This is a genomic window from Streptomyces ortus (genome assembly GCF_026341275.1).
GTDB classification, from domain to species: domain Bacteria; phylum Actinomycetota; class Actinomycetes; order Streptomycetales; family Streptomycetaceae; genus Streptomyces; species Streptomyces ortus.
This window is the reverse complement of record NZ_JAIFZO010000001.1, coordinates 522207-541693: the sequence shown is the minus strand read 5'-3', so window position 1 is coordinate 541693 and position 19487 is coordinate 522207. Positions and strand designations below refer to the sequence as shown.

Sequence of the window (19487 nt, the reverse complement as noted above, 5' to 3'; positions counted from 1 at the left end):
GGTCTGGAGTCTCGATGATCGAAGTACGTGGCCTGTCCAAGCGCTATGGCGAGGTCCTGGCCGTGGACAATCTGACGTTCGCTGTCCGCCCCGGGGAAGTGACGGGGTTCCTGGGGCCCAACGGTGCCGGCAAGTCGACCACCCTGCGGATGATCGTGGGCCTGGACGCCGCCAGTTCCGGGACTGCGACTGTGGGTGGGCGGCCGTACGTCGCGCAGCCCACGCCGCTGAAGGAGGTCGGGGCGCTCCTGGATCCGGGCGCGGTGCTGCCCGGCCGCACCGCCTATCACCATCTGCTGGCGCTGGCGGCCGGCAATGGGATTCCGAGCAGCCGGGTGAAGGCGGTGCTTGCGGAAGTCGGCTTGGAGAACGTGCGCCGCCGACGTGCGGGGACGTTCTCCCTCGGGATGCGTCAGCGGCTGGGGATCGCGGCGGCTCTGCTGGGTGATCCTCCGGTGCTGGTCTTCGACGAGCCGCTCAACGGGCTGGACCCGGAGGGCATCGTGTGGATCCGCTCACTGATGCGGCGGATGGCGGCGGAAGGACGTGCAGTTTTGATGTCGAGCCATCTGATGAGCGAGATGGAGCTGACTGCCGACCACCTCGTCGTCATCGGCAGGGGACGGCTGATCGCCGACACCTCGATGAAGGACTTCATCGAGGCTCACTCCGAGCGTGAGGTCTTTGTCCGCAGTCCCCGGGCCGAGGAACTGCGCGGCATGCTCAGTACAGCCGTCGAGGTGCGGACTGAGAGCAGCGACGCTCTGGTGGTGACGGGCTTGGAAGCCGCCGAGATCGGCGCGCTGGCGTCGGCCAACGGAGTGGAGTTGCACGAGCTTGCTCCGCGCCAGGTGTCGCTGGAAAAGGCGTTCATGGCTCTGACCCGGGATGCGGTGGAATACCAGTCGGAGAAGGAGACGAGCCGATGACACGTACGGCCACGCAAACCCGTGTCAGGGCGACGAAAGCACGCCGGCGCCCGCTCGTGCTCCGTCCTCAGCCGCAACCGCGTCGTGCGAAGGAGGGAAGGGTGACCTTCTGGCACTGCCTGCACGCCGAGTGGATCAAGATCCGTACGATGCGGTCGACGGTGTACGTGATCCTGGGCACCCTGGCGTTCTGCCTCGGGCTCGCCGCACTGAACGGCTCGTCCGCCGGCAGCGAGTTCGCGGACCTGAGCCCCGCGGACCAGGCGTCGTTCGACCCGCTGGCCACCAGTCTGCGCGGTTACCTGCTCGCGCAGATCGCACTCGGTCTGCTCGGCGGTCTGGTCATCACTTCTGAGTACGGCGCGCGAACGATCGTCCCCACGCTGATCGGGGTTCCGCACAGGGCACGGGTGCTGGCATCCAAGGCGGTGGTGCTGGTGGGCGTGGCGCTCCCGGTCGGGATCGCGGTGTCGCTGGGCGGGTTCCTGGTCGGGCAGGCGTCGCTGTCCGGGGCGGGCGCTCCGCACCAGGCGCTCTCCGACGGCGTGGCACTGCGCGGCATCTTCGGTGGTGGCTTGTACCTGGCACTGGCCGGGCTCTTCGGACTGGCTCTGGGCACGGTGATCCGCTCCACGACGGCAACGGTGACCACACTGTTCGGGGTGATGCTGATTGTTCAGGCATTCGCCCCGGCTCTGCCCGGAGGACTGGGCGACTGGGTGTCGAAGTACTGGCCGCCGATCGCAGGCGGGCAGATCATTACCAGCTACCAGGACCCCGACTTGCTGAGTCCCTGGGCGGGGGTGGGTGTCATGGTGGGGTCCGTGACGGTTCTGATGGCAGCGGCATTCATCGTCTTCCGCAAGCGTGACGCGTAGCGGGGCGGGACAGTGAAGACAGAAGATCATCGGTCGGGGACAGGTGCCATGGCGACGACACAACGACTGCTGCTGGTCGAGGACGAACCCACGCTGTGTGAGCTGCTGTCCGCCAGCTTGCGGCTGGCCGGCTTCGAGGTGACCGCGGCCCAGACGGGCGGCCAGGCCCTGGAAGCGGTCCGCGAGAACCGACCCGACCTGATCGTCCTGGATGTGATGCTGCCCGACCTCGACGGTTTCGAGGTGGCACGTCGCCTGCGTGAGGACCGCTCCGGTCCGGGAATCGGGCAGCCGCCGATCCTCTTTCTGACCGCCCGGGACGCGGCGGAGGACCGCATCAGCGGTCTGCGGGCCGGCGGGGACGACTACGTCACCAAGCCCTTCAATCTTGAGGAACTCATCCTGCGTATCCGGGCTGTGCTGCGCCGAACCAGCGGCCGTCGGCCCGATGGGCTCCTGGTGGTGAACGACCTGGAGCTCGACCCCGACAGTCACCAGGTGACCCGCAGCGGCCGGCCGGTGCAACTGTCTGCGACCGAGTTCAGTCTGCTGCGCGTGCTGATGGAAAACGCCGGCCAGGTCCTGTCCAGGAGTCAGCTTCTGGACCAGGTCTGGCACTACGACTTCGATGGTGACGACTCCATTGTCGCGTCCTACATCAGCTACCTGCGCCGCAAGATCGACATCGCGGAACCGAAGCTGATCCACACCGTGCGGGGGACCGGTTACGTTCTGCGCAGGTCCCGCGCATGAGTACCGCCTCCACGCGCGGGCCGATCAGCCGGATGTCGCTGCGCGGGCGGGTCGTGTCCATCACACTGCTGCTGGTCGTCGCCGCCCTGCTGGCCAGCAACGCCGTACTCGTCACCCTGTTGGAGCGGCAGCTGGTGCACCAGCTGGAAGAGCGGCTGCGCGCCGCCTCCGCGACGGCGGCGCGGCTGTCGAACCTGGAAGACGTGCCCGGCGAGTCGGCACCGCAGGTGCGCGAGGCAGTGGAGCGCGACCTGACGGGCGACGTCTACGTCGTCTACCTCGATTCCGAGGGGCAACTGCGGCGTACGCTGCGTCCGGCTACACACAGCGCCCCGCCCCTTCCCGTCCTTGACACGGCGGCGGTCGCCGCCCGCGGACAGCGCCCCTTCAAGGTGGCGGCCAAGGGCGACGGCGAAGAGTGGCGTGTCATCGCTACTCCTTCGGCCCCGGGGCAGGCCGTTGAGGCGAGCAAGGGTGGCAGCGTCGTCGTGGCCGGTTCTCTGGCTCCGGTCCATACGACGATCCGGCATCTGGGTGTGTGGATGCTGGTGATCGATGCGGTGGTGCTCACCGGGTTGGGCGTTGTCGCCTGGTTCGCGGTGCGGGCCGGTCTGCGGCCGCTGCGGCGCATGGAGAAGACGGCAGCAGCCATCGCCGGCGGGGACCTGTCCAGCCGGGTGCCGCAGCCGGCCACCCTGCGCACAGAACTGGGCCGGTTGTCCGTCGCCCTCAACGGCATGCTGGACCGCATCGAAGCGGGCGACGCCGCCCGCGCGGCCACCAACGCGCGCATGCGCACCTTCATCGCGGACGCCAGCCACGAACTGCGCACCCCACTGTTCGGCATCAAGGGATTCACCGAGCTGTACCGGATGGGGGGCATGCCACAGCGCGCGGACGTCGATGCCGCCATGAGCCGTATCGAACGCGAAGCAGCCCGCCTGGTCCGACTCGTCGAGGAACTGCTGCTGCTCGCCCGGCTCGACGAGGACGCCACCGCTGATGCGCATCTGACCCTTCGCCTCACCCCCATGGACCTGCGCACCCTGGCCGCCGACGCCCTGCACGACCTGCGGGCCATGGCACCCGACCGTCCCGTCACCCTGACCGGCCCGGGCAGCGGCCCGCCCGGTGGCGCCCCGGTTCTGGGCGACGAGTCACGCCTGCGGCAGGTCACCTCCAACCTCGTCGGCAACGCCATCGCCCACACCCCGCCCGGCACGCCGGTACGCATCGGCGTGGGCACTGTGCAGGACCAGGCCATCCTCGAACTCAGCGATGAGGGACCAGGGATGACAGCCGAACAGGTCACTCACGTCTTCGACCGTTTCTACCGAGCCGACACCGCCCGCAGCCGCACACAGACCGGCGGTGCCGGACTGGGCCTGTCCATCGTCCGCTCCCTGGTGACGGCTCACCGAGGCCGTGTCGAGGTCCGCTCTCAGCCTGGGGAGGGCGCCACGTTCCGCGTCCTGCTGCCGTTGCATTCCGACAGCTCCGTCGGCAATTCCTGAGGATCGCCCGAGCCCGCCGGTCCGCTGTTGCGGACAGCGGGCGGTAACCGACAACACCGAGCACCTCACCAGAACCGATGGCGTGCTCCGTCAAGTGTGCCGCTGTCCTGTTCTGCCCGCCCTCCTGCCATTCATCGCAGGAGGACTACCGGCGGGATATGGCAGCCCGCCGAGCCCTACTTGTTTTTGAGTACGGGGGATCGTCGATACGGCCGACGACACGAATGCGGTCGCCCGGCAGGGTGAATGACGTTCCCGATATCCAGATATGGAGATTTCTTTCATGGCGACTTTCTTGCATCGGGTGGGCCGCTGGGCCTTCCGAAGGCGCGGCACAGTGGTGCTGGCCTGGGTGGCCGTACTGGCTGCTGTATTCCTCGGGGCCTCCAGCGCCTCCGAGGCATCGGAGGACTCGTCCTCCCTGCCCGGCATCGAGTCCCAGCAGGCATTCGACCTGATCAATGAGCGGTTCCCGGGCGCCGAAGCGGACGGTGCGGAGGCCCGCATCGTGTTCGTCGCGGAACACGGCCGGCAGGTCACCTCCGCCGCCGGCCGCTCGGCCATCACTGAACTCGTCCAAGCGGTGGCCGACGGGCCCCAGGTCGCCGACGCGGCCAGCCCCTTCGACACGAACGCGGTCAGCAAGGACAAGTCGACCGCGTACGCCACCATCACCTACAAGGTCGCCGGCGACGATCTCGCCGACGCCAGCAAGACAGACCTCACCAAGGCGGTCGAGCAGGCCCGGGACGCGGGCCTGACCGTCGAGGTCGGCGGCTCCGCCCTGGAGACCGAAGCCGCGCAGGGCTTGGGCGAAGTACTCGGCGTTCTCGTCGCCGCAGTGGTCTTGCTCATCACCTTCGGCTCACTCGCCGCCGCCGGACTCCCCCTGCTCACCGCCATCCTCGGCGTCAGCATCAGCCTGGCCGGAATCACCGCTTTGAGCAGTGCCTTCGGATTCTCCTCGACGGTCGGTGAACTGGCCATGATGCTCGGCCTCGCCGTCGGCATCGACTACTCCCTGTTCGTGGTCTCCCGCTACCGGGAGGAGCGGGCCAAGGGACACCAGCCGCAGGAGGCGACGGCCCTGGCCGTGGGCACGGCCGGAAGCGCGGTCGTCTTCGCCGGACTCACCGTCATCATCGCTCTGCTGGGTCTGTCCGTCATCGGCGTCCCGATGCTCAGCAAGATGGGCATCGGCTCGGCAGGCGCCGTCATGGTCGGAGTCCTGATCGCCCTGACCGCCGTGCCGGCGCTCCTGGGCTTCTGGCCCAATGCAGTGCTCTCGCGCCGTGACCGCAAGGGCGGGCGCCGCTCCCGCACCAAAATCCTCAGCCTCGTCGGCAGGACCCGGACGGCCGACACCACCACGAAGGCCCCCCGGGGTGTTCGCTGGGCGCAGTTCGTGGTGCGCCGCCCGCTGCCCGTCCTGCTCCTGTCGGTGATCGGCCTCGGGGCGCTCGCTGTGCCGTCGCTCGACCTGCGGATGGGCATGCCTGGCGATGAGGCCAAGTCGACCGCGACCACCGAGCGCCGCGCCTACGACGCGCTCGCCGAGGGCTTCGGCCTGGGCTTCAACGGCCCGCTGACCGTGGTGATCGACGTCAAGGAGGCCAAGGACCCACAGGCGGCCGTGACAGCGGTCTCCAACAAGCTCGCCGGCACCAAGGGAGTCGTCTCCGTCTCCCCGGCACGCTTCAACGAGGCCAAAGACACAGCCGTGATCGCCGCTGTCCCCTCCACCGCACCCACCAGCCGGCAGACGCAGGACCTGGTGCACACCATCCGCAGCGAGCGCAGTGCGGTGGAGTCCTCCACCGGCGCCGACTTCAAAGTCACCGGCACCACCGCCCTGAACATCGACGTGGGCCAGAAAATGCAGGACGCCCTCATTCCCTACCTCGCGGTCGTCGTCGGTCTCGCCTTCCTCCTCCTGGCCCTGGTCTTCCGGTCGATCCTGGTACCGCTCAAGGCCGCACTCGGCTTCCTGCTGTCCGTCGGCGCGGCCCTCGGCGCGATCGTCACAGTCTTCCAACAGGGCCACGGAGCCGGCCTCTTCGGCGTCGACGAAACCGGCCCGATCATGAGCACCATGCCCATCTTCCTGGTGGGCATCGTCTTCGGCCTCGCCATGGACTACCAGGTCTTCCTCGTCTCCCGGATCCGGGAGGCGCACATCCACGGAGAAGGGCCCGACCAGGCCATCGTCACCGGATTCCGGCACAGCGCCCAGGTGGTGGGAGCAGCAGCGCTGATCATGATGGCGGTGTTCGGCGGGTTCATGACGGGCGGTGAATCCCTGGTCAAGATGGTCGGCTTCGGACTGGCCAGTGCTGTCTTCTTCGACGCCTTCGTCGTCCGCATGGCCTTCGTGCCCGCGGTCTTGGCGCTCCTCGGCAAGCGTGCCTGGTGGCTGCCGCGCTGGCTGGACCGGCTGATGCCCCGCGTCGACGTCGAGGGCGAAGCACTCACCCAGCAGGTCTCCGCACCCATCGATCTGCCCGCCGACGATCCACGGGCCTCCATGACGGTCTGACGCACGCGCCGACCGGGCCGCTCCCTCAGTCCCAGAGCGGCCCGGACCGGCCTCCACCCTGCCCACTTCTTCAGCCCACGGTCACCGTACTGCTCGGAGAAACCATGGTCACCCGCCTGCGACGTCGCATCGATCGCCACCCCCGCCTGGTCGAAGCGGCCTTCCTCCTGTTGATCTATGCGGCCACCAGTAACCAGTACCGCCGGGCCGGCGACGACACCCTGTGGTGGCCGGGCTTCGCCCTCGCGGCAGTCACCTGTACGAGCCTGCCGGCGCGCCGGCGACACCCCGGCGCCGTTGTCGTCCTCACCACTATCGGCACCGCCGTCGCAGGCTCCCAGGGCAGCACCTTCGGACCCCTCCTGCTGCTCCCGGTCATCGTCGCCCTGTACGAACTGACTCTCCAGGCCTCTCAGCAAGCCCTCCGAATCTACGGTTTCCTGGTTGCTGTCATCCTCGTGCCCACCGCCCTGCGCTGGGATGCGGAGAACGAGCCCTGGGCGAACGAGACGGTGAGCCTGGCCTTCTGGATCCTGCTGCCCATCCTGCATGGATTGGCCGTACGAGCGCGCCGCACGTACATGGACACCGTCCGCACACGCGCCGAGGACGCCGAACGCACCCGCCATGAGGAAGCACAACGCCGCGTCACCGAAGAACGCATCCGCATCGCACGGGAACTGCACGACGTGGTGGCCCATCACATGGCCCTCGCCAACGCCCAGGCCGGCACAGCCGCCCACCTGTTTTCCACTCGCCCCGCGCAGACCGGCCGCATCCTCATCGAACTCACCGGCACGACCACGGCAGCGCTGCGCGAACTCGAGGCAACCGTGGGCCTGCTGCGCCAGCCCGAGACCGCCGAGGAATCGCTGAACCCCGCACCCGGACTCGACCGGCTTCCTGACCTGGTCGCCGCCTTCGCCGCCGCTGCACTGCACATCACGATCGCTGTCGAAGGCCCCGTGGAGGCCCTGTCGGCCGGGGTGGACCTGGCCGCCTTCCGGATCGTGCAGGAAGCGCTCACCAACGTTGCCAAACACGCCGCGGTGAACACCGCACATGTCCACCTCGTCTACGCCCAGGGGCAGTTGACGATCACCGTGCGCAATGACAGAAGCCCGATCACGCCCCCGCGGGTGCCCGGCGGAGGCTTCGGTCTCATCAGCATGCGAGAACGCGCTCAGTCCGCCGGGGGCAGCTTTCGGGCGGGGCGCTGCCCGGAAGGCGGCTTCTCCGTCACGGCCGAACTTCCCATCGGCGCCTGACCAGAGAGAAAGTTCCATGACGATCCGCGTACTGATTGCCGACGACCAGGCCCTGCTGCGAGCGACCTTCCGCGTACTGATCGACTCCTGTGACGATATGGAGGTCGTCGCCGAGGCCGCCGACGGGCAGCAGGCCATCACGCTGGCCGGCCTCCACCGCCCGGACGTCGTTCTGATGGACATCCGCATGCCCAGCACCGACGGACTGGCCGCGACCGCCGCCATCTGTGCCCAACCCGAGCTGCGGGACACACGCGTCCTCATCCTCACCACGTTCCAGACCGACGAGCACGTCGCCCAGGCCCTGCACCTCGGCGCGAGCGGCTTCCTCGGCAAGAGCACCACCGCCGACGCCTTCCTCGACGGCATCCGCACGGTCGCCTCCGGTGACGCCCTGCTGTCACCCGCAGCCACCCGCTCACTGATCACCCGCTTCCTCACCCTGCCTGCGCCCAGTTCCGCCGCCCCTGCCCTTGAGCGATTCAGCAGCCTCACTCCGCGAGAGCGCGAGGTGCTGGCCGTGGTCGCGGAGGGCAGATCCAACGACGAGATCGCCGACGCACTCTTCCTCAGCCCTCTGACCGTCCGCACCCACGTTCAGCGAGCCAAAACCAAGACGGGCGCCCGCGATCGCGCACAGCTCGTCGCCTTCGCCTACCAGTCCGGCCTGATGCAACCACCGCGGTGACAGACAAAGCGACCGGTGCCTTCCACAGACCCCCACGGACGCCGCCAAGTCGCCCGAGACCCCGCTATGCGCGCCCCTGTACGCCGCAACAGGGCCACCCATCCCTTGTTCGGACTGCCGCTCTCGCAGGCCCGGGCCTGCCCTGCCTCTGACCGATCAAGCCCACACAGAAGACGGGACACACGGCACCGCCCTCGGTGACTCCTACACTTCCGGTCCACGCATACCAGCTCAGAGCGGCAAGCACCCACTGCCTGCTGTCCGCCGCGCCACAGCAGATGAATTTCGTGCTGCCACAGCTGTCACTTATCCATATGCGAACGAACAGCGCATCTTGATAATCCCCGCGGAGCAGCCGGGATAGTTCCCGGGAACGAGACCGGTTCGTTCCTGCGCTCTACATATACGGTTGCCCGATTCCCCAAGGTTTTCGACGTGCCAATTCGATTATTCATGCGGGTGTTCGTGACAGTGCTGATGACGGCCGCGGTGGTGGCGGGTGGAGTGCCGGCCACCAGAGGAAATACGCTAACCACCCGACCTTGGGTCAAGGCCCCCTTCGCCTCGGGGGGAAATAACGCGTCGCCGACATCGCGCAGGAATCGGAGTCGCGGACCGCGCAGGACCCGACGTGGGGGCCCAGCCCTGTGTGTGCGTCACGCCCTCAACGCGTACAAGCGCGGCAAGGACACGGCGCAGATGCGCTCGTGGAGGTGGGCTTCGAGGAGGGCCTTTCGCCTACCCGACGTCCGGCTCGGCGAGCGGGCCCGGAGAGGGCCGAGCTGCGACGGCGGCCCGTACCACCGGTCACCTGGACCAATCGGGGTCCCCGCCGGCGTCTACTGCCTACCGAGCTCGTCGAGCATCTGCTGTTGGTGGCGGTGGCCGATCGTCTCGTAGCCGATCACGGTGACGAACGGCGCGAGCATGACCACGAGCAGACACATCGCGATGGACAGGCCGGCGGCGGCCAGGAGGACTGCCGCGAGCAGTACGGCGATGGTGAGGGCGACCAGAAGGATGTGGAAGCGGTCGGCCGTGGACAGCAGCAGGGCGTGCAGGAGGTAGATCATCAGCGTGTAGAGGCCGACCGGGAGAGCGAGGGCGAGGACGACGGCGGTGCCGGAGATCTTGGCGTGGTGTTCCATGTACAGGCCCGCGACGTGGAGCCCGGCGCCTGCTGCGGCGACGCCGATGAACAAGGGGATGTGGCCGTAACCGAAGAGGTATCCGCGCTTGCGTCGGTGTACCAGGATGTCGCCGAACGGCGTCAGGAAGTACATCCACCACATACCGAAGGTCAGGCCCACACCAGCGATGACCACGGCGATGGCGTTCCAGGTCCAGTGAGTGCCGTCCCCTCCGCCCAGGAGATCACCGGAGGAGGCGACCGTACCGACGACCCCCTCGCCGAGGACGATGATCGCGAAGAGTCCGTACCGTTCGGCGACGTGGTGCGGGTGCCAGGGCGTGCCTCCCGCGGAGCCCTGCGTCAGCACCGGCAGGACGAGTTCGAGGGCGCCTAGGATGCCGAACACAACGAAGACGACGGCGATCGGCATGTGGACGAAGGCCACGACGATCCAGCCTGCCTGGACGATCAGCGTCCAGCGGATGTTGGCCATGCCGACATCGTGGAACGAGGGGGACTGCCGGGCGGCGCGCCACCACTGGAGCACCATCGCGATCCGCATCACGACGTAGCCGATGACCATGGCGCGTAGTTCGAGGTGACTGCCCTCCTCGACGGAGTGGAACATCGCGGGCAGGCCGAGCGAGAAGATGACAACGCCGATCATCTGCAGCATCGTCAGGCCCCGGTAAAGCCAGTCGTCGGTGGCGAAGGCGGAGGCGAACCAGCTGAAGCTGATCCAGGCGACGCTGATCGCGAACATCGCCAGCACGAATGCGATGACCGCCTGGCCTGCATGCCCTTCGGCGACCATCTCGGCGAACTGAAACGCCGCTGTGCCGACGGCGACCACGAAGGTCAGGTCGAAAAGTAGCTCCAACGGCGAGGCCGTCCGTCCGTGCTCTTCCGGGTCACGGCCGGTCATGGGGACCAGCCGTCGCGACAGACCGAGCTTGCCGGACGTGCTGGTGGGTCTGGGTTCATTCATGTGCAGCAGTATTTCTGACGCTTCTCGTGCCCGCCCGACCGCACTGCCGGGGCGGCGGCGAAGTTATGTACCGGCCGGGCCCACCATGACGGAGCCCTGGAGGAATCCTGCCCGCCGACAGCCGGGGCGGAGAGGCGCATGGTTTGGTGTGGAGCTGACGATTGGGGGCTTGCCGGTGGGCACGGTCGATGCGGTGTTGCGGAGCGCGGGCGACGCTTGCGAGAGGGAGCTGCGAGGGTGGAGATGGTGCACAACCTGTCGCTGCTCTACGACGATGTTCTGGATGGTGACACGGTGCGGCGCCACCGGGCAGCGGCGTGGCAGGTTTTGGGCCCGTCGTCCGCAGCCCGGTCCACGGACGCAACGATGCTGACCGCGTTCGACGTCCTGTCAGAAGCCGACAGGACGGACGGGCAAGGAGCCGTCCGGACAGGAACCGCAGGGTGCGACTGGGCAGGTCGATAGACGACGGGTAGACAATCACGCGAAGCTCCTGGCGGACAGTGGATCTCGGTCGTGAACCCGTCTACCAGGGGCTTCACCACCTTGTCAGTCCGACCGGCTCGCTCCTGCTGCAAGTTGGAAAGGGCCGGTGCCCGCACCGAAGCCGAAATCGTCGCCCATCCCGCCCAGGGGCAGTGACAGCGACGTGACGGCGGAGCCCAGATTCAGCGCGGAGACGGCGATTGCGAAAGGTGCTGTCGTGCCTCTGGCCCAGAGCGGATACCGCACGGGGCGGACCCTGCTGGTCGTGGCTGTCACCGGAGCAGCCCCAGCCTGCCGGTGAGGCGGTCGACTTGACGCCTGGGCCCAGTGAGAGCAAGACCCAGCGGACGCCACCCTCGCTCCCGGTCTTGCAGTCGCTGGGTGTACGTGTCGTAGTCGCGCGAGGAAACGGCCACGTCGGTGACGTCAAGCACCGTGATGCCGGGATGATCCGAGGCCTCTTGGTACAGCCGGTTGAGAGCATCGTCGTCTGCGGCAAGCACCGGGAGCCCGATGGTGCTCATGCCGCGATGAGAGATGCCCGAGGCGTCCATGACGTCGGGTCCGACAATCCCCTCGACATGGCGCCCGACACTGATACCGAGCAGCCCGATGACGTTGGCCGCCACCCCGCGCTCCAGCCCTTCGTCGACGACGATCACTAGTTTGCCTGCCATGGAACCTCACTCATTGTCGCTTTCTCGACGGCAAGGCTACGCATGTTTCGGCTAGATTGGCTCGAAACCGAAACTAGTTCGGTTGGAACGTCTGGGGGGTGTTGTGGACGAAACAGATCGCACGATCGTGCGCCGGTTGCAGCAAGATGCTCGGCTCAGCAACCGGCAGCTCGCCCGCGAACTCGGCGTTGCCGACTCCACCTGCCTGGCTCGGGTGGCGGCACTTCAGGACCGGGGCGTCATCACCGGTTTCCACGCCGCGGTCGATCTCGGTGGGATCGGGAGAAGTGTGCAGGCGCATGTGTCGATCAAGATCCGGCCTCAAGCGCTTCCGACTGCGTCCGCCTTCTGCGACGCGGTCTCGGATCTCCCCGATGTGATCGCCGTGTACATGGTCACCGGCGAGGCCGACCTCCTCGCGCACGTCGCCGTTCCCACTACCGACGAACTGCGCGAGTTCGTTCTTCAACTCGCCCGGCGGCCCGAAATCGCCGACATCCGGTCCTCGATCATCTATCTCAGCCGACGCGCCGAGGTCATCGAGCCCGTCGATGGTCCATGAGAACGCGACGCTGCCACCCCGACCGTGAACAGGAACTCGCATGACCACGCCGACCTTCACGTCCTCGTTGCGGCTGGAGCCGCTGCTCCCCCGGCATCGGGCGCTCCTGCTCACCATGTTCGAAGATCAACGCGTGTGGACCTACCTCGACGGCTCCCCCGCCGACGCGGAAAAGACCACCACTCGATTCATAGACGCCGCAGAGCTGAGCCGATGCGCAACCGGGCTGGGGATCTGGACCGCGTTCCTCCGAGCCGACAGTGCGGATGGGCGGCTCCCCTCGGGCACCTTCGTCGGCATCGGCGGCGTCCGTACCCTCTCCGCCGACCTCTGGAATCTGGGGCTGAGTATCGCGCCGGCCGCCTGGGGCCGCGGCTACGCGACCGAGTTGGCGACCGCGGCGGTCAATGCCGCCCAGGTCTCGTTCCCGAACCGAACCGTCACCGCTCGAACCTTGGCCAAGAACGCCGGATCGGAACGAGCGTTGATCAGCGCAGGGCTTCGGGTTGTCTGGAGAGGCCCGAGCGCCGCACACCCGGGCGAAGAAGCACGGATACTCACGGACAGGCAACCGCGTGGGTCCGAACTCGAGTGGCTCATCCACTCTTCGTGAGAACAGCCGGGGTGAAGAGGGTGCGACTGCGTCCGCTCAGGCGGATCCGGATACGGCCCGACCACATCGTGGTCCTTGTCGACGACGTACCGATCCGTCGACGGTTCGGTACGTCTCGCCGTGGTGCGGCCGCGGGCCGGAAGCCCGCCGCTGCCGCCGCCGGCCCACCGCCCCCAAATCCTGGCGGCTCCTCCGCAAACTGCGGTGCTCGACCACCCGAATCACCAGCCTCGTCCAAGCCGTACTCACCCTTCGTTTGACCTGCTCAGGGTGAAGAGGGAAAAGGCTCACTGAACTTGACCAGGTGATGCCGGGCTGTGCACCGGACAACGTGAAAGCGGCCTGACGACGGACAACGCGGCCTCGGACCGCAACCACCTGCTACGCGATCCGCCCCTTCACCCCGCAGGGTCTACTGCAACAGTCAGACCGCCCGGTCTCGCTGAACCTTGACCGATCTCTCTGCAGTTTGGCTCCTCGCCTGTGGTCAGCCGACTGTGTTGCGGGCTGCGGACCACTGGCCGACCGCACATGGCTTCGGCTTCGGCTTCGGCTTCGGCTAGCCTGTCAGCCGGCGCCAGTTGGGGGTGCTGACGAACAGGGGATCGAGCGCATCACCCTCGTACCCGACGACGAGGCAGGCCGCGGCGACCGGTCCTCGGGAGCGTTCCACGAGACGGGCCAGGGCTGCCGTCTCGGACGGCAGTGGCCGGATCGAGGCCCAGCACTGGGGTCTCCGGCAGCAGCGGCGTCGGACCGTCAGGAGCCTGGGCGGAGACAAGGCGGCGAGATCCGCAGGCGTGGGTGCGCGGGCGCATCTACAAGCTGGTGCGCAAGTTTCCAGGGGACACTTCCCCTGGGACGACGGTCCACCACGCAGCTTTCGAGCCGCCCTGCTCAGCCGGCTGGGTCAGGTGGCTCAGTCAGCCGCCTACGGGGGAGGTCCGGCACGCGACCGAGTCAACTGGGAGTGGCAACCCTGGCACGAGGACACGTGGAGAGAGCGCGATCGTGACGAACTGGCCGCACTGCAAGCGTGCCTGGACATCCGGTCGGCTCTGTACGACACCGTCGAACCATTCCCTCTCCTCCTGCGACCCCACATCTGTGAGACCGCCCTCGGCAGCAGAGAGGCGGACAGTCGCCATCAACTCCGCCAGCAGACAGGCCACATCATCGCCCGGCAGCCCGCGCTCCACCTCGTCGGCGCCTGGGTCTGGAGAAGACGTAGGCCCGCTTGTCGACCAAGGACCTCGTAGTCATCGTTGGCGGTCCTCAGGCCACGTCGTGTGGAGCTGTGTCCTCTTGGGTGAGTCGGGAGACCAGTTCGAGCCAGCCTTTTTCCAGCCGTTGCAGCGGTAGGTTGCACTGGTCGCTCAGATGCCGGAGAAGGGCGGGCTCCAGGTAGCCCAGCAGCGCGTGGCTGAACAGTTCTGCGTCTGCTTCCGGTGCAGCCAGGCTGAGCAGGACGCTGACCCGCTCGTGGTACGAGCGGCGAGGTGCGCGCCGGTAACGCTGGTCGGGGGAGGGCTCGGCGGCTATCTGGAGCTCCATCTCCTCGGCATAGCGCCGTATGGCGGCCACCCCGAATGCGCGAAGCTGCTGGATCGCCTTGTCCCGGCCGTCCGCCTGGTCCAAGCCGTTGAGGTGGGCGGCCTGGAAGGTGTCCTCGGAGTGCTGCAGCAGGGCCTGCAGCAGACCTGTGCGGTCGCCGAACCGCCGAAAGACGGTGCCTTTCCCGACACCTGCCGCGGTGGCCACCGCTTCCATGGTGAGGTGCTTCAGCCCGTGCTCTTGCGCTATCCGTGCCGCGGCGTCGAGCAGGCGGGCGTGATTGCGTGCCGCGTCCACGCGCAGCCGCCTGCTGTCCTCGCGAAGATGCGGTGTCCGGGGCGCGGGTGGTATCCCGCTGTGATGGTTGCCTGCCATGCTCGGACAGGGGCATGCTCCCGGCGGAGGAGCAGCTTGTCGGTGCGGTGCCTCCTGTGTGACCGTCTCGATGAGGTCCAGCGCCAGGCCGGCAGTGTGCAGCGCGGCTGCGTCGGGCTTCTCGACCAGCGGCAGCAGATCGGCCAGAAGGGTGATGAAGCGTCCGCCGTTTTCGTGGATGGCCGTCATCGAGCCCTCCCATACCGCGGCTCGGATGCTGACAGCGCTGAGCGACCCGGACCCGGCGGCCGACTGCGCAAGATGCTCGGCCAGCCGATGCTCGAGGCCGGTCGGCTGCCACGCGCCGTGGCGGAAGTCCCGTATGAGGGCCTTGAGTCGTTCCTGGACGCTGTTGGGGTGTGAGTGCTGGGGAGGGTGGGGCTTATCGGGGGTGGACACTCAGAACGCTCCCAAATGGATCGTGGAGTGCGGGCGTCGAAGGCTTGGGTGTAGCCGGCCCGCCAGTGGCGGTTTCATGAGCCGGGCGGGTGCGGCCCGGCAGCACCGGGGTGACGCGCTGCGGATGGAGGGTGTCACCCCGGTGGGACCGTCTCGCTCTGAGATCAGTCGCCGGGAAGCAGGACGGTCTCGTCGCCCTCGAACCAGGCGTTGTCGATCGTCAGCCGGCTGATGCGCCATGTACTTCCGTCGCGCGTCAGGTCCGCGTCGTAGCGGTTCATCATCAGTGCGTGCCGGGTCCGGTCCGGTTTGGGGCCTTCCTGCGGCAGGTAGTGCTGAGCCATCGCATAGCAGTACACGTGGGCGGTGTCGCCGTCGACGGTGGCGCGGATGTTGCTGATCACGTGGCTGGTGTCGAGTGGGCCGACCGCCGGGATGAGGGCTCCCACGACAATGTCGCGCGGCTTGAGCGTGGGGAAGTCGAGACCGATCTTGCTCGTGGCCGGCGTCAGGTCGACCATGGCGTCCTCGGTGAGTGACGAGGCGAGCAGATCGGCGTCGCCGTGGTCGAGGCCGGCTGTGTAGCGGTGCAGTGCATCGGCGATCGCGGCGTGGTCGATCAAGAGCTGCAGCTTGTCGCCGGACATCGGGCCATCCTTGGGGGGAATGTTGTGGTTGAGGCGGAAGAGGTTGTCCGGGTCGAAGCGCCCTTTGATGCTGCGGAGCCGGTGGTAGTCGGCTTCGTCGTAGGCGGCGCTCACATCGGTGACGCCGGTGTCCTGGGCGGCCATGAAGTTCAGGTAGCGTCCGCCGGTGGACCAGGGGCGCATCCGCTGCAGAAGCTCATCGGCGTAGGCGTTCATGGCGGTGAAGGCATCGGGTACCCCGACGCCCACGATCCAGAGTGCGAACTGGGCGTCCCGGTGTCCGACGGCGTTGTCCGCGGTCTGGGCCAGGGCGCCGCCAAGGTGACGCAGTTCGACGAAGTGCACCGGGCAGTCGGCCGTCGGGCCCGCGGCGGTCAGGATCTCCTCGACGGCTTCGGCGGTCAGTGAGCGCAGCATCGCGGTACGTTCCATGAACGGCGCCGGATCCGCCGGATCGTTGTGGATCTGGGCGAAGGACGCGTAGGGCATCGGACCCAGAGTGTCCGCGAGGACAGGTGCGGCCGCCCGCAGCGACGCAACCAGCCCGGCAGCCTCGGCTTCCGGGCCGAGGTAGGAAACGCGGACATGCACGGCGAAGCGGTCAGCCAGGAAGGCGGGCACGCCGGGCAGGGCCGGCAGGCGCAGCAGGGCGATCGATGAGCTCAACTCGTTCGGGGCTTCGGCCGTGACCTGGGCATAGGCGTGCAGGACGGCTGCTGCGTCGGCACCGTCGAAGAAGAGGCCGCCCGCCCACAGCTGTTGGACCGGGAAGAGCGCGAACTCCATGGCGGTGACGACACCGAAGTTGCTCTTGCCGCCGCGCAGCGCCCAGAACAAGTCGGGTTCCGACGCGTCGTCGACATGGCGCAACTCGCCATCGGCTGTCACCACCTCCACAGAGGTGACGTGGTCGGCTGCCCATCCGTGGGCGCGGCCCATGGTGGGGCTCAAGCCCCCGCCGAGGGTGTAGCCGATGACTCCGACGAGCGGTGAGGAGCCGTTGAGCGGGGCGAGCCCGAACGGGGTCGCCGCGTCGATCACTTGCTGCCAGCGGGCTCCCGCCGTTACGCGGGCTGTGCGGGCTGAGGGGTCGATGCTCACCTGCGCCATGCGGTGAGTGGTGATGAGGACCGCGTCGTCGGCCGGGATCGTCGCCTGGTGGCCGGTGGCCATGACGGCGACCGGGAGACGCCGCTGTGCAGCGAAGCGAACGGCGACTTGCACGTCGGTGCTGTTCGCGGCTCCGACAACGACACAAGGGTGGTGGGTCACGGCGAGGTTGAAGGGCGCGCACTCATCGGCGAACCCTTCGTCTTCCGGTCCGAGTACGGGGCCGGTGATCTTCGCTGCCAAAGCGGCGCGTGTGAGTGAATCGAGCATGCGTGCATTGCATCGAGCGCTTGTCGACGTGGCGTCGATGGCGCGTCGACGAAGCGTTTCGCCCACGGGACGCAGGTGGTCTTCCGCACGTTCTCACCGCGGGTGACGCGGGCGATACGGGCGATGCGGTGATACGGGGGCTATGCGGGTGCGTCGCCTCGCGCGGCCACTGCGGGAATCAGGGCAGCGAGAGCGACACCTCTTCCGCAAGAGCGTCCGGAAGATCAGTGATCTGCTCCAGTACCGCGCGCAGGTCCCTTTCGCCGACCGCGTTCTTGCCGGTCAGGCAGTGGCGCAGCAGCCGGTGCAGCGCTTGCTGGCAGTGCTCGTGTCCCAAGCCGTTGAGGGCTTGGCGCCGCGCGAACGCCTTGACGAGCCCGAGGAAGTGGTAGTCGCCGTTCTCACCGGTCTCCACCACATGGGCGTCGACGAGGGCTTCCATGACGGCTGTGGCTTCGTTGACGGGCAGGTCGAGCACCGCCGCGGCCATGGCGGCGTCCAGTCGGCCGCAGTCGGGAACGGCGGCGAGGTGGAAGGCGTTGCGGTGGACGGCGTCCATGCGCGCCTGGGCTTCACGGAACGGTTTGTCGACGATCTTGCAGTCCTCATGCATGACGACCGGCTGGCGCAGATCATCTTCGAGCTGGGCCAGGATCTGGTCGATCGTCCACGACGGCCGGGCATCCAACCGGGCCGCCGCCACATGCACCGAGAGCGGCTGGTAGGAGCAGGCCTGCACCAGGCGACTGGCCGCTTCCTGCTCCGCGAACACCCGCCGGGTGCCGGAGATGGCGGCGAGCAAGTGCAACGCGTCCTCGGGCTGTAGGACGCCGAGACGCAGCCAGGGGATTCCGGGCAGATCGACGATGCGGCGCGCACTGGTCATGATGACGGCACAGCCCGGGGAGGCCGGTAGCAGGGGACGTACCTGCTCACCGCTGGATGCTGCGTCCAGGACGATCAACAGGCGGCGCACTGACACGGTCGTACGCCACAGCGCGGCACGTTCGTCCAGCGATGCCGGCAGCCGCGACACCCCGACCGCACGCAAGAACTGGCCGAGCACCTCCCGCGGGCCGACCGGGTTCTTGAAGCCGCCGAGGTCGACGAAGAGTTGCCCATCGGGAAACAGGTGGCGCTGGGTGTGTGCAACGTGGACGGCGAGCGTCGTCTTGCCCATCCCGCCCAAGCCTGTGATGCCGACGACCGGAGCGTGCGCAGCATCACGCAGTGTCAAGGACAGTTCCGCGATCTCCGCACGGCGCCCGGTGAACACTGCCGGGTCCGCCGGGAGCTGAGCCGGAACCGGCGTGCGCTCGAGCGGCGAGGACAGATCACGGCCCGCAGGGGCGGGCGGGTCCTCGGCCTCGCGCAGGATACGGCTGTGGAGAGATCGAAGTGCGGGCCCGGGGTCCACACCCAGCTCTTCACGCAGAAGCTGCCGTGTGCGCTGGAAGACGGCCAGCGCCTCGGCTCGGCGGCCGGCACGGAACAACGACGACATGAGCTGTTCGTGCAGCCGCTCCCGCAGTGGGTGCTCCATCACGGCTGCCCGAATTTCGGACGTCAGATCAGACTGTCCGCCGACCTCCAGCTCAAGCTCGAAAACCTCCTCCAGCGCAGCCAGTCTCAACTCCTCCAGCCGATCACGCTCAAGCTCGAAGAAGGGGCCCCGGACACCCGAGAGGGCCGGTCCCTGCCAGGTGTCGAGTGCCTGGCGCAGGAGATCGGCAGCACTCGCCGCGGCGCCGGCGCGGCGTGCCCGGTGCGCCTGCGCGGTCAGCTCTCGAAATCTCCTCAGGTCAAGGGTTCCGTCACGGACCGTGAGACGGTAGCCGGTGCCGGTCGACTCAATGACCGCCATGTCGCCGAGAATCGGGCGCAGACGGTAGACGTACGTGCGAACGGTGCCCCGAGCGCCGCGAGGCCCGTGCTCGCCCCACAGGGCCTCCAGAATCGCCTCGGTTTCCACCGGGCGCCCTTCATGCAGAAGCAGCAGCGCGAGCAGTCCACGCTGCTGCGGAGATCCGAGGTCGATCTCCTCGTCCCGCCGCCATGCACGGACAGGACCAAGAATTGCAAGACGCATCACGCGACCGCACCCTATC

General features: G+C 67.8%; 15 protein-coding genes and 1 pseudogene. 11 read left to right on the top strand and 5 right to left on the bottom strand.

Annotation, left to right across the window (positions count from 1 at the left end; translation table 11 throughout):
* The first annotated feature begins 14 nt into the window (after positions 1 to 14).
* From K3769_RS02190 to K3769_RS02160, 7 genes are all read left to right on the top strand, one after another.
* Entirely contained in the window at positions 15 to 929 is a 915-nt protein-coding gene (locus K3769_RS02190) for an ABC transporter ATP-binding protein (RefSeq protein WP_267024688.1), read from the top strand.
* Between the two features lie 101 nt (positions 930 to 1030).
* Positions 1031 to 1807: an ABC-2 transporter permease gene (locus K3769_RS02185; protein ID WP_267024687.1), complete on the top strand. Its 777-nt coding sequence runs from the start codon at positions 1031 to 1033 to the stop codon at positions 1805 to 1807.
* A gap of 48 nt (positions 1808 to 1855) precedes the next feature.
* Positions 1856 to 2560 carry a response regulator transcription factor gene (locus K3769_RS02180; protein WP_267024686.1) on the top strand — a complete coding sequence of 235 codons (705 nt, stop codon included), beginning with the start codon at positions 1856 to 1858 and terminating at the stop codon, positions 2558 to 2560.
* Positions 2557 to 4074 carry a sensor histidine kinase gene (locus K3769_RS02175; RefSeq protein WP_267024685.1) on the top strand — a complete coding sequence of 506 codons (1518 nt, stop codon included), beginning with the start codon at positions 2557 to 2559 and terminating at the stop codon, positions 4072 to 4074. Before K3769_RS02180 ends, K3769_RS02175 begins: the two co-directional genes overlap by 4 nt.
* Positions 4075 to 4357: 283 nt before the next feature.
* A complete protein-coding gene (locus K3769_RS02170; RefSeq protein ID WP_267024684.1) occupies positions 4358 to 6610 on the top strand; it encodes an MMPL family transporter in 2253 nt (750 codons plus the stop codon).
* Between the two features lie 104 nt (positions 6611 to 6714).
* On the top strand, positions 6715 to 7878 hold the full coding sequence (locus tag K3769_RS02165; RefSeq protein WP_267024683.1) for a sensor histidine kinase: 1164 nt from the start codon (positions 6715 to 6717) through the stop codon (positions 7876 to 7878).
* Positions 7879 to 7894: 16 nt separating this feature from the next.
* Entirely contained in the window at positions 7895 to 8566 is a 672-nt protein-coding gene (locus K3769_RS02160; RefSeq protein WP_267024682.1) for a response regulator transcription factor, read from the top strand.
* Between the two features lie 839 nt (positions 8567 to 9405).
* Here the strand turns inward: K3769_RS02160 and K3769_RS02155 are convergent.
* Positions 9406 to 10686: a low temperature requirement protein A gene (locus tag K3769_RS02155; RefSeq protein ID WP_267024681.1), complete on the bottom strand. Its 1281-nt coding sequence runs from the start codon at positions 10684 to 10686 to the stop codon at positions 9406 to 9408.
* A 138-nt stretch (positions 10687 to 10824) separates the two neighbouring features.
* On the opposite strand from K3769_RS02155, the gene K3769_RS02150 reads away from it, so the two are divergent.
* A complete protein-coding gene (locus K3769_RS02150) occupies positions 10825 to 11151 on the top strand; it encodes a polyprenyl synthetase family protein (protein ID WP_267024680.1) in 327 nt (108 codons plus the stop codon).
* A 293-nt stretch (positions 11152 to 11444) separates the two neighbouring features.
* On the opposite strand, the gene K3769_RS02145 is transcribed toward K3769_RS02150, so the two are convergent.
* Complete coding sequence (locus K3769_RS02145) at positions 11445 to 11849, bottom strand: DUF2000 domain-containing protein (protein WP_267024679.1); 405 nt, start codon at positions 11847 to 11849, stop codon at positions 11445 to 11447.
* Positions 11850 to 11952: 103 nt separating this feature from the next.
* Between K3769_RS02145 and K3769_RS02140 the strand changes: the two genes are divergently transcribed.
* The 3 genes and pseudogenes from K3769_RS02140 to K3769_RS02130 form a co-directional block, all read left to right on the top strand.
* A complete protein-coding gene (locus K3769_RS02140) occupies positions 11953 to 12411 on the top strand; it encodes an Lrp/AsnC family transcriptional regulator (RefSeq protein ID WP_267024678.1) in 459 nt (152 codons plus the stop codon).
* Between the two features lie 40 nt (positions 12412 to 12451).
* On the top strand, positions 12452 to 13024 hold the full coding sequence (locus K3769_RS02135) for a GNAT family N-acetyltransferase (protein WP_267024677.1): 573 nt from the start codon (positions 12452 to 12454) through the stop codon (positions 13022 to 13024).
* A gap of 175 nt (positions 13025 to 13199) precedes the next feature.
* Positions 13200 to 13298, top strand: a pseudogene (locus K3769_RS02130) (IS5/IS1182 family transposase); the annotation flags it as partial.
* Between the two features lie 1001 nt (positions 13299 to 14299).
* On the opposite strand, the gene K3769_RS40845 reads toward K3769_RS02130, so the two are convergent.
* From K3769_RS40845 to K3769_RS02115, 3 genes are all read right to left on the bottom strand, one after another.
* A complete protein-coding gene (locus K3769_RS40845) occupies positions 14300 to 15352 on the bottom strand; it encodes a TetR/AcrR family transcriptional regulator (RefSeq protein ID WP_267024676.1) in 1053 nt (350 codons plus the stop codon).
* A gap of 164 nt (positions 15353 to 15516) precedes the next feature.
* The gene (locus K3769_RS02120; protein WP_267024675.1) at positions 15517 to 17379 is read right to left on the bottom strand and encodes an FAD-binding protein; all 1863 of its coding nucleotides are present in this window, start codon (positions 17377 to 17379) and stop codon (positions 15517 to 15519) included.
* A gap of 178 nt (positions 17380 to 17557) precedes the next feature.
* Positions 17558 to 19468 carry an AfsR/SARP family transcriptional regulator gene (locus K3769_RS02115; RefSeq protein WP_267024821.1) on the bottom strand — a complete coding sequence of 637 codons (1911 nt, stop codon included), beginning with the start codon at positions 19466 to 19468 and terminating at the stop codon, positions 17558 to 17560.
* Positions 19469 to 19487 lie beyond the last annotated feature (19 nt).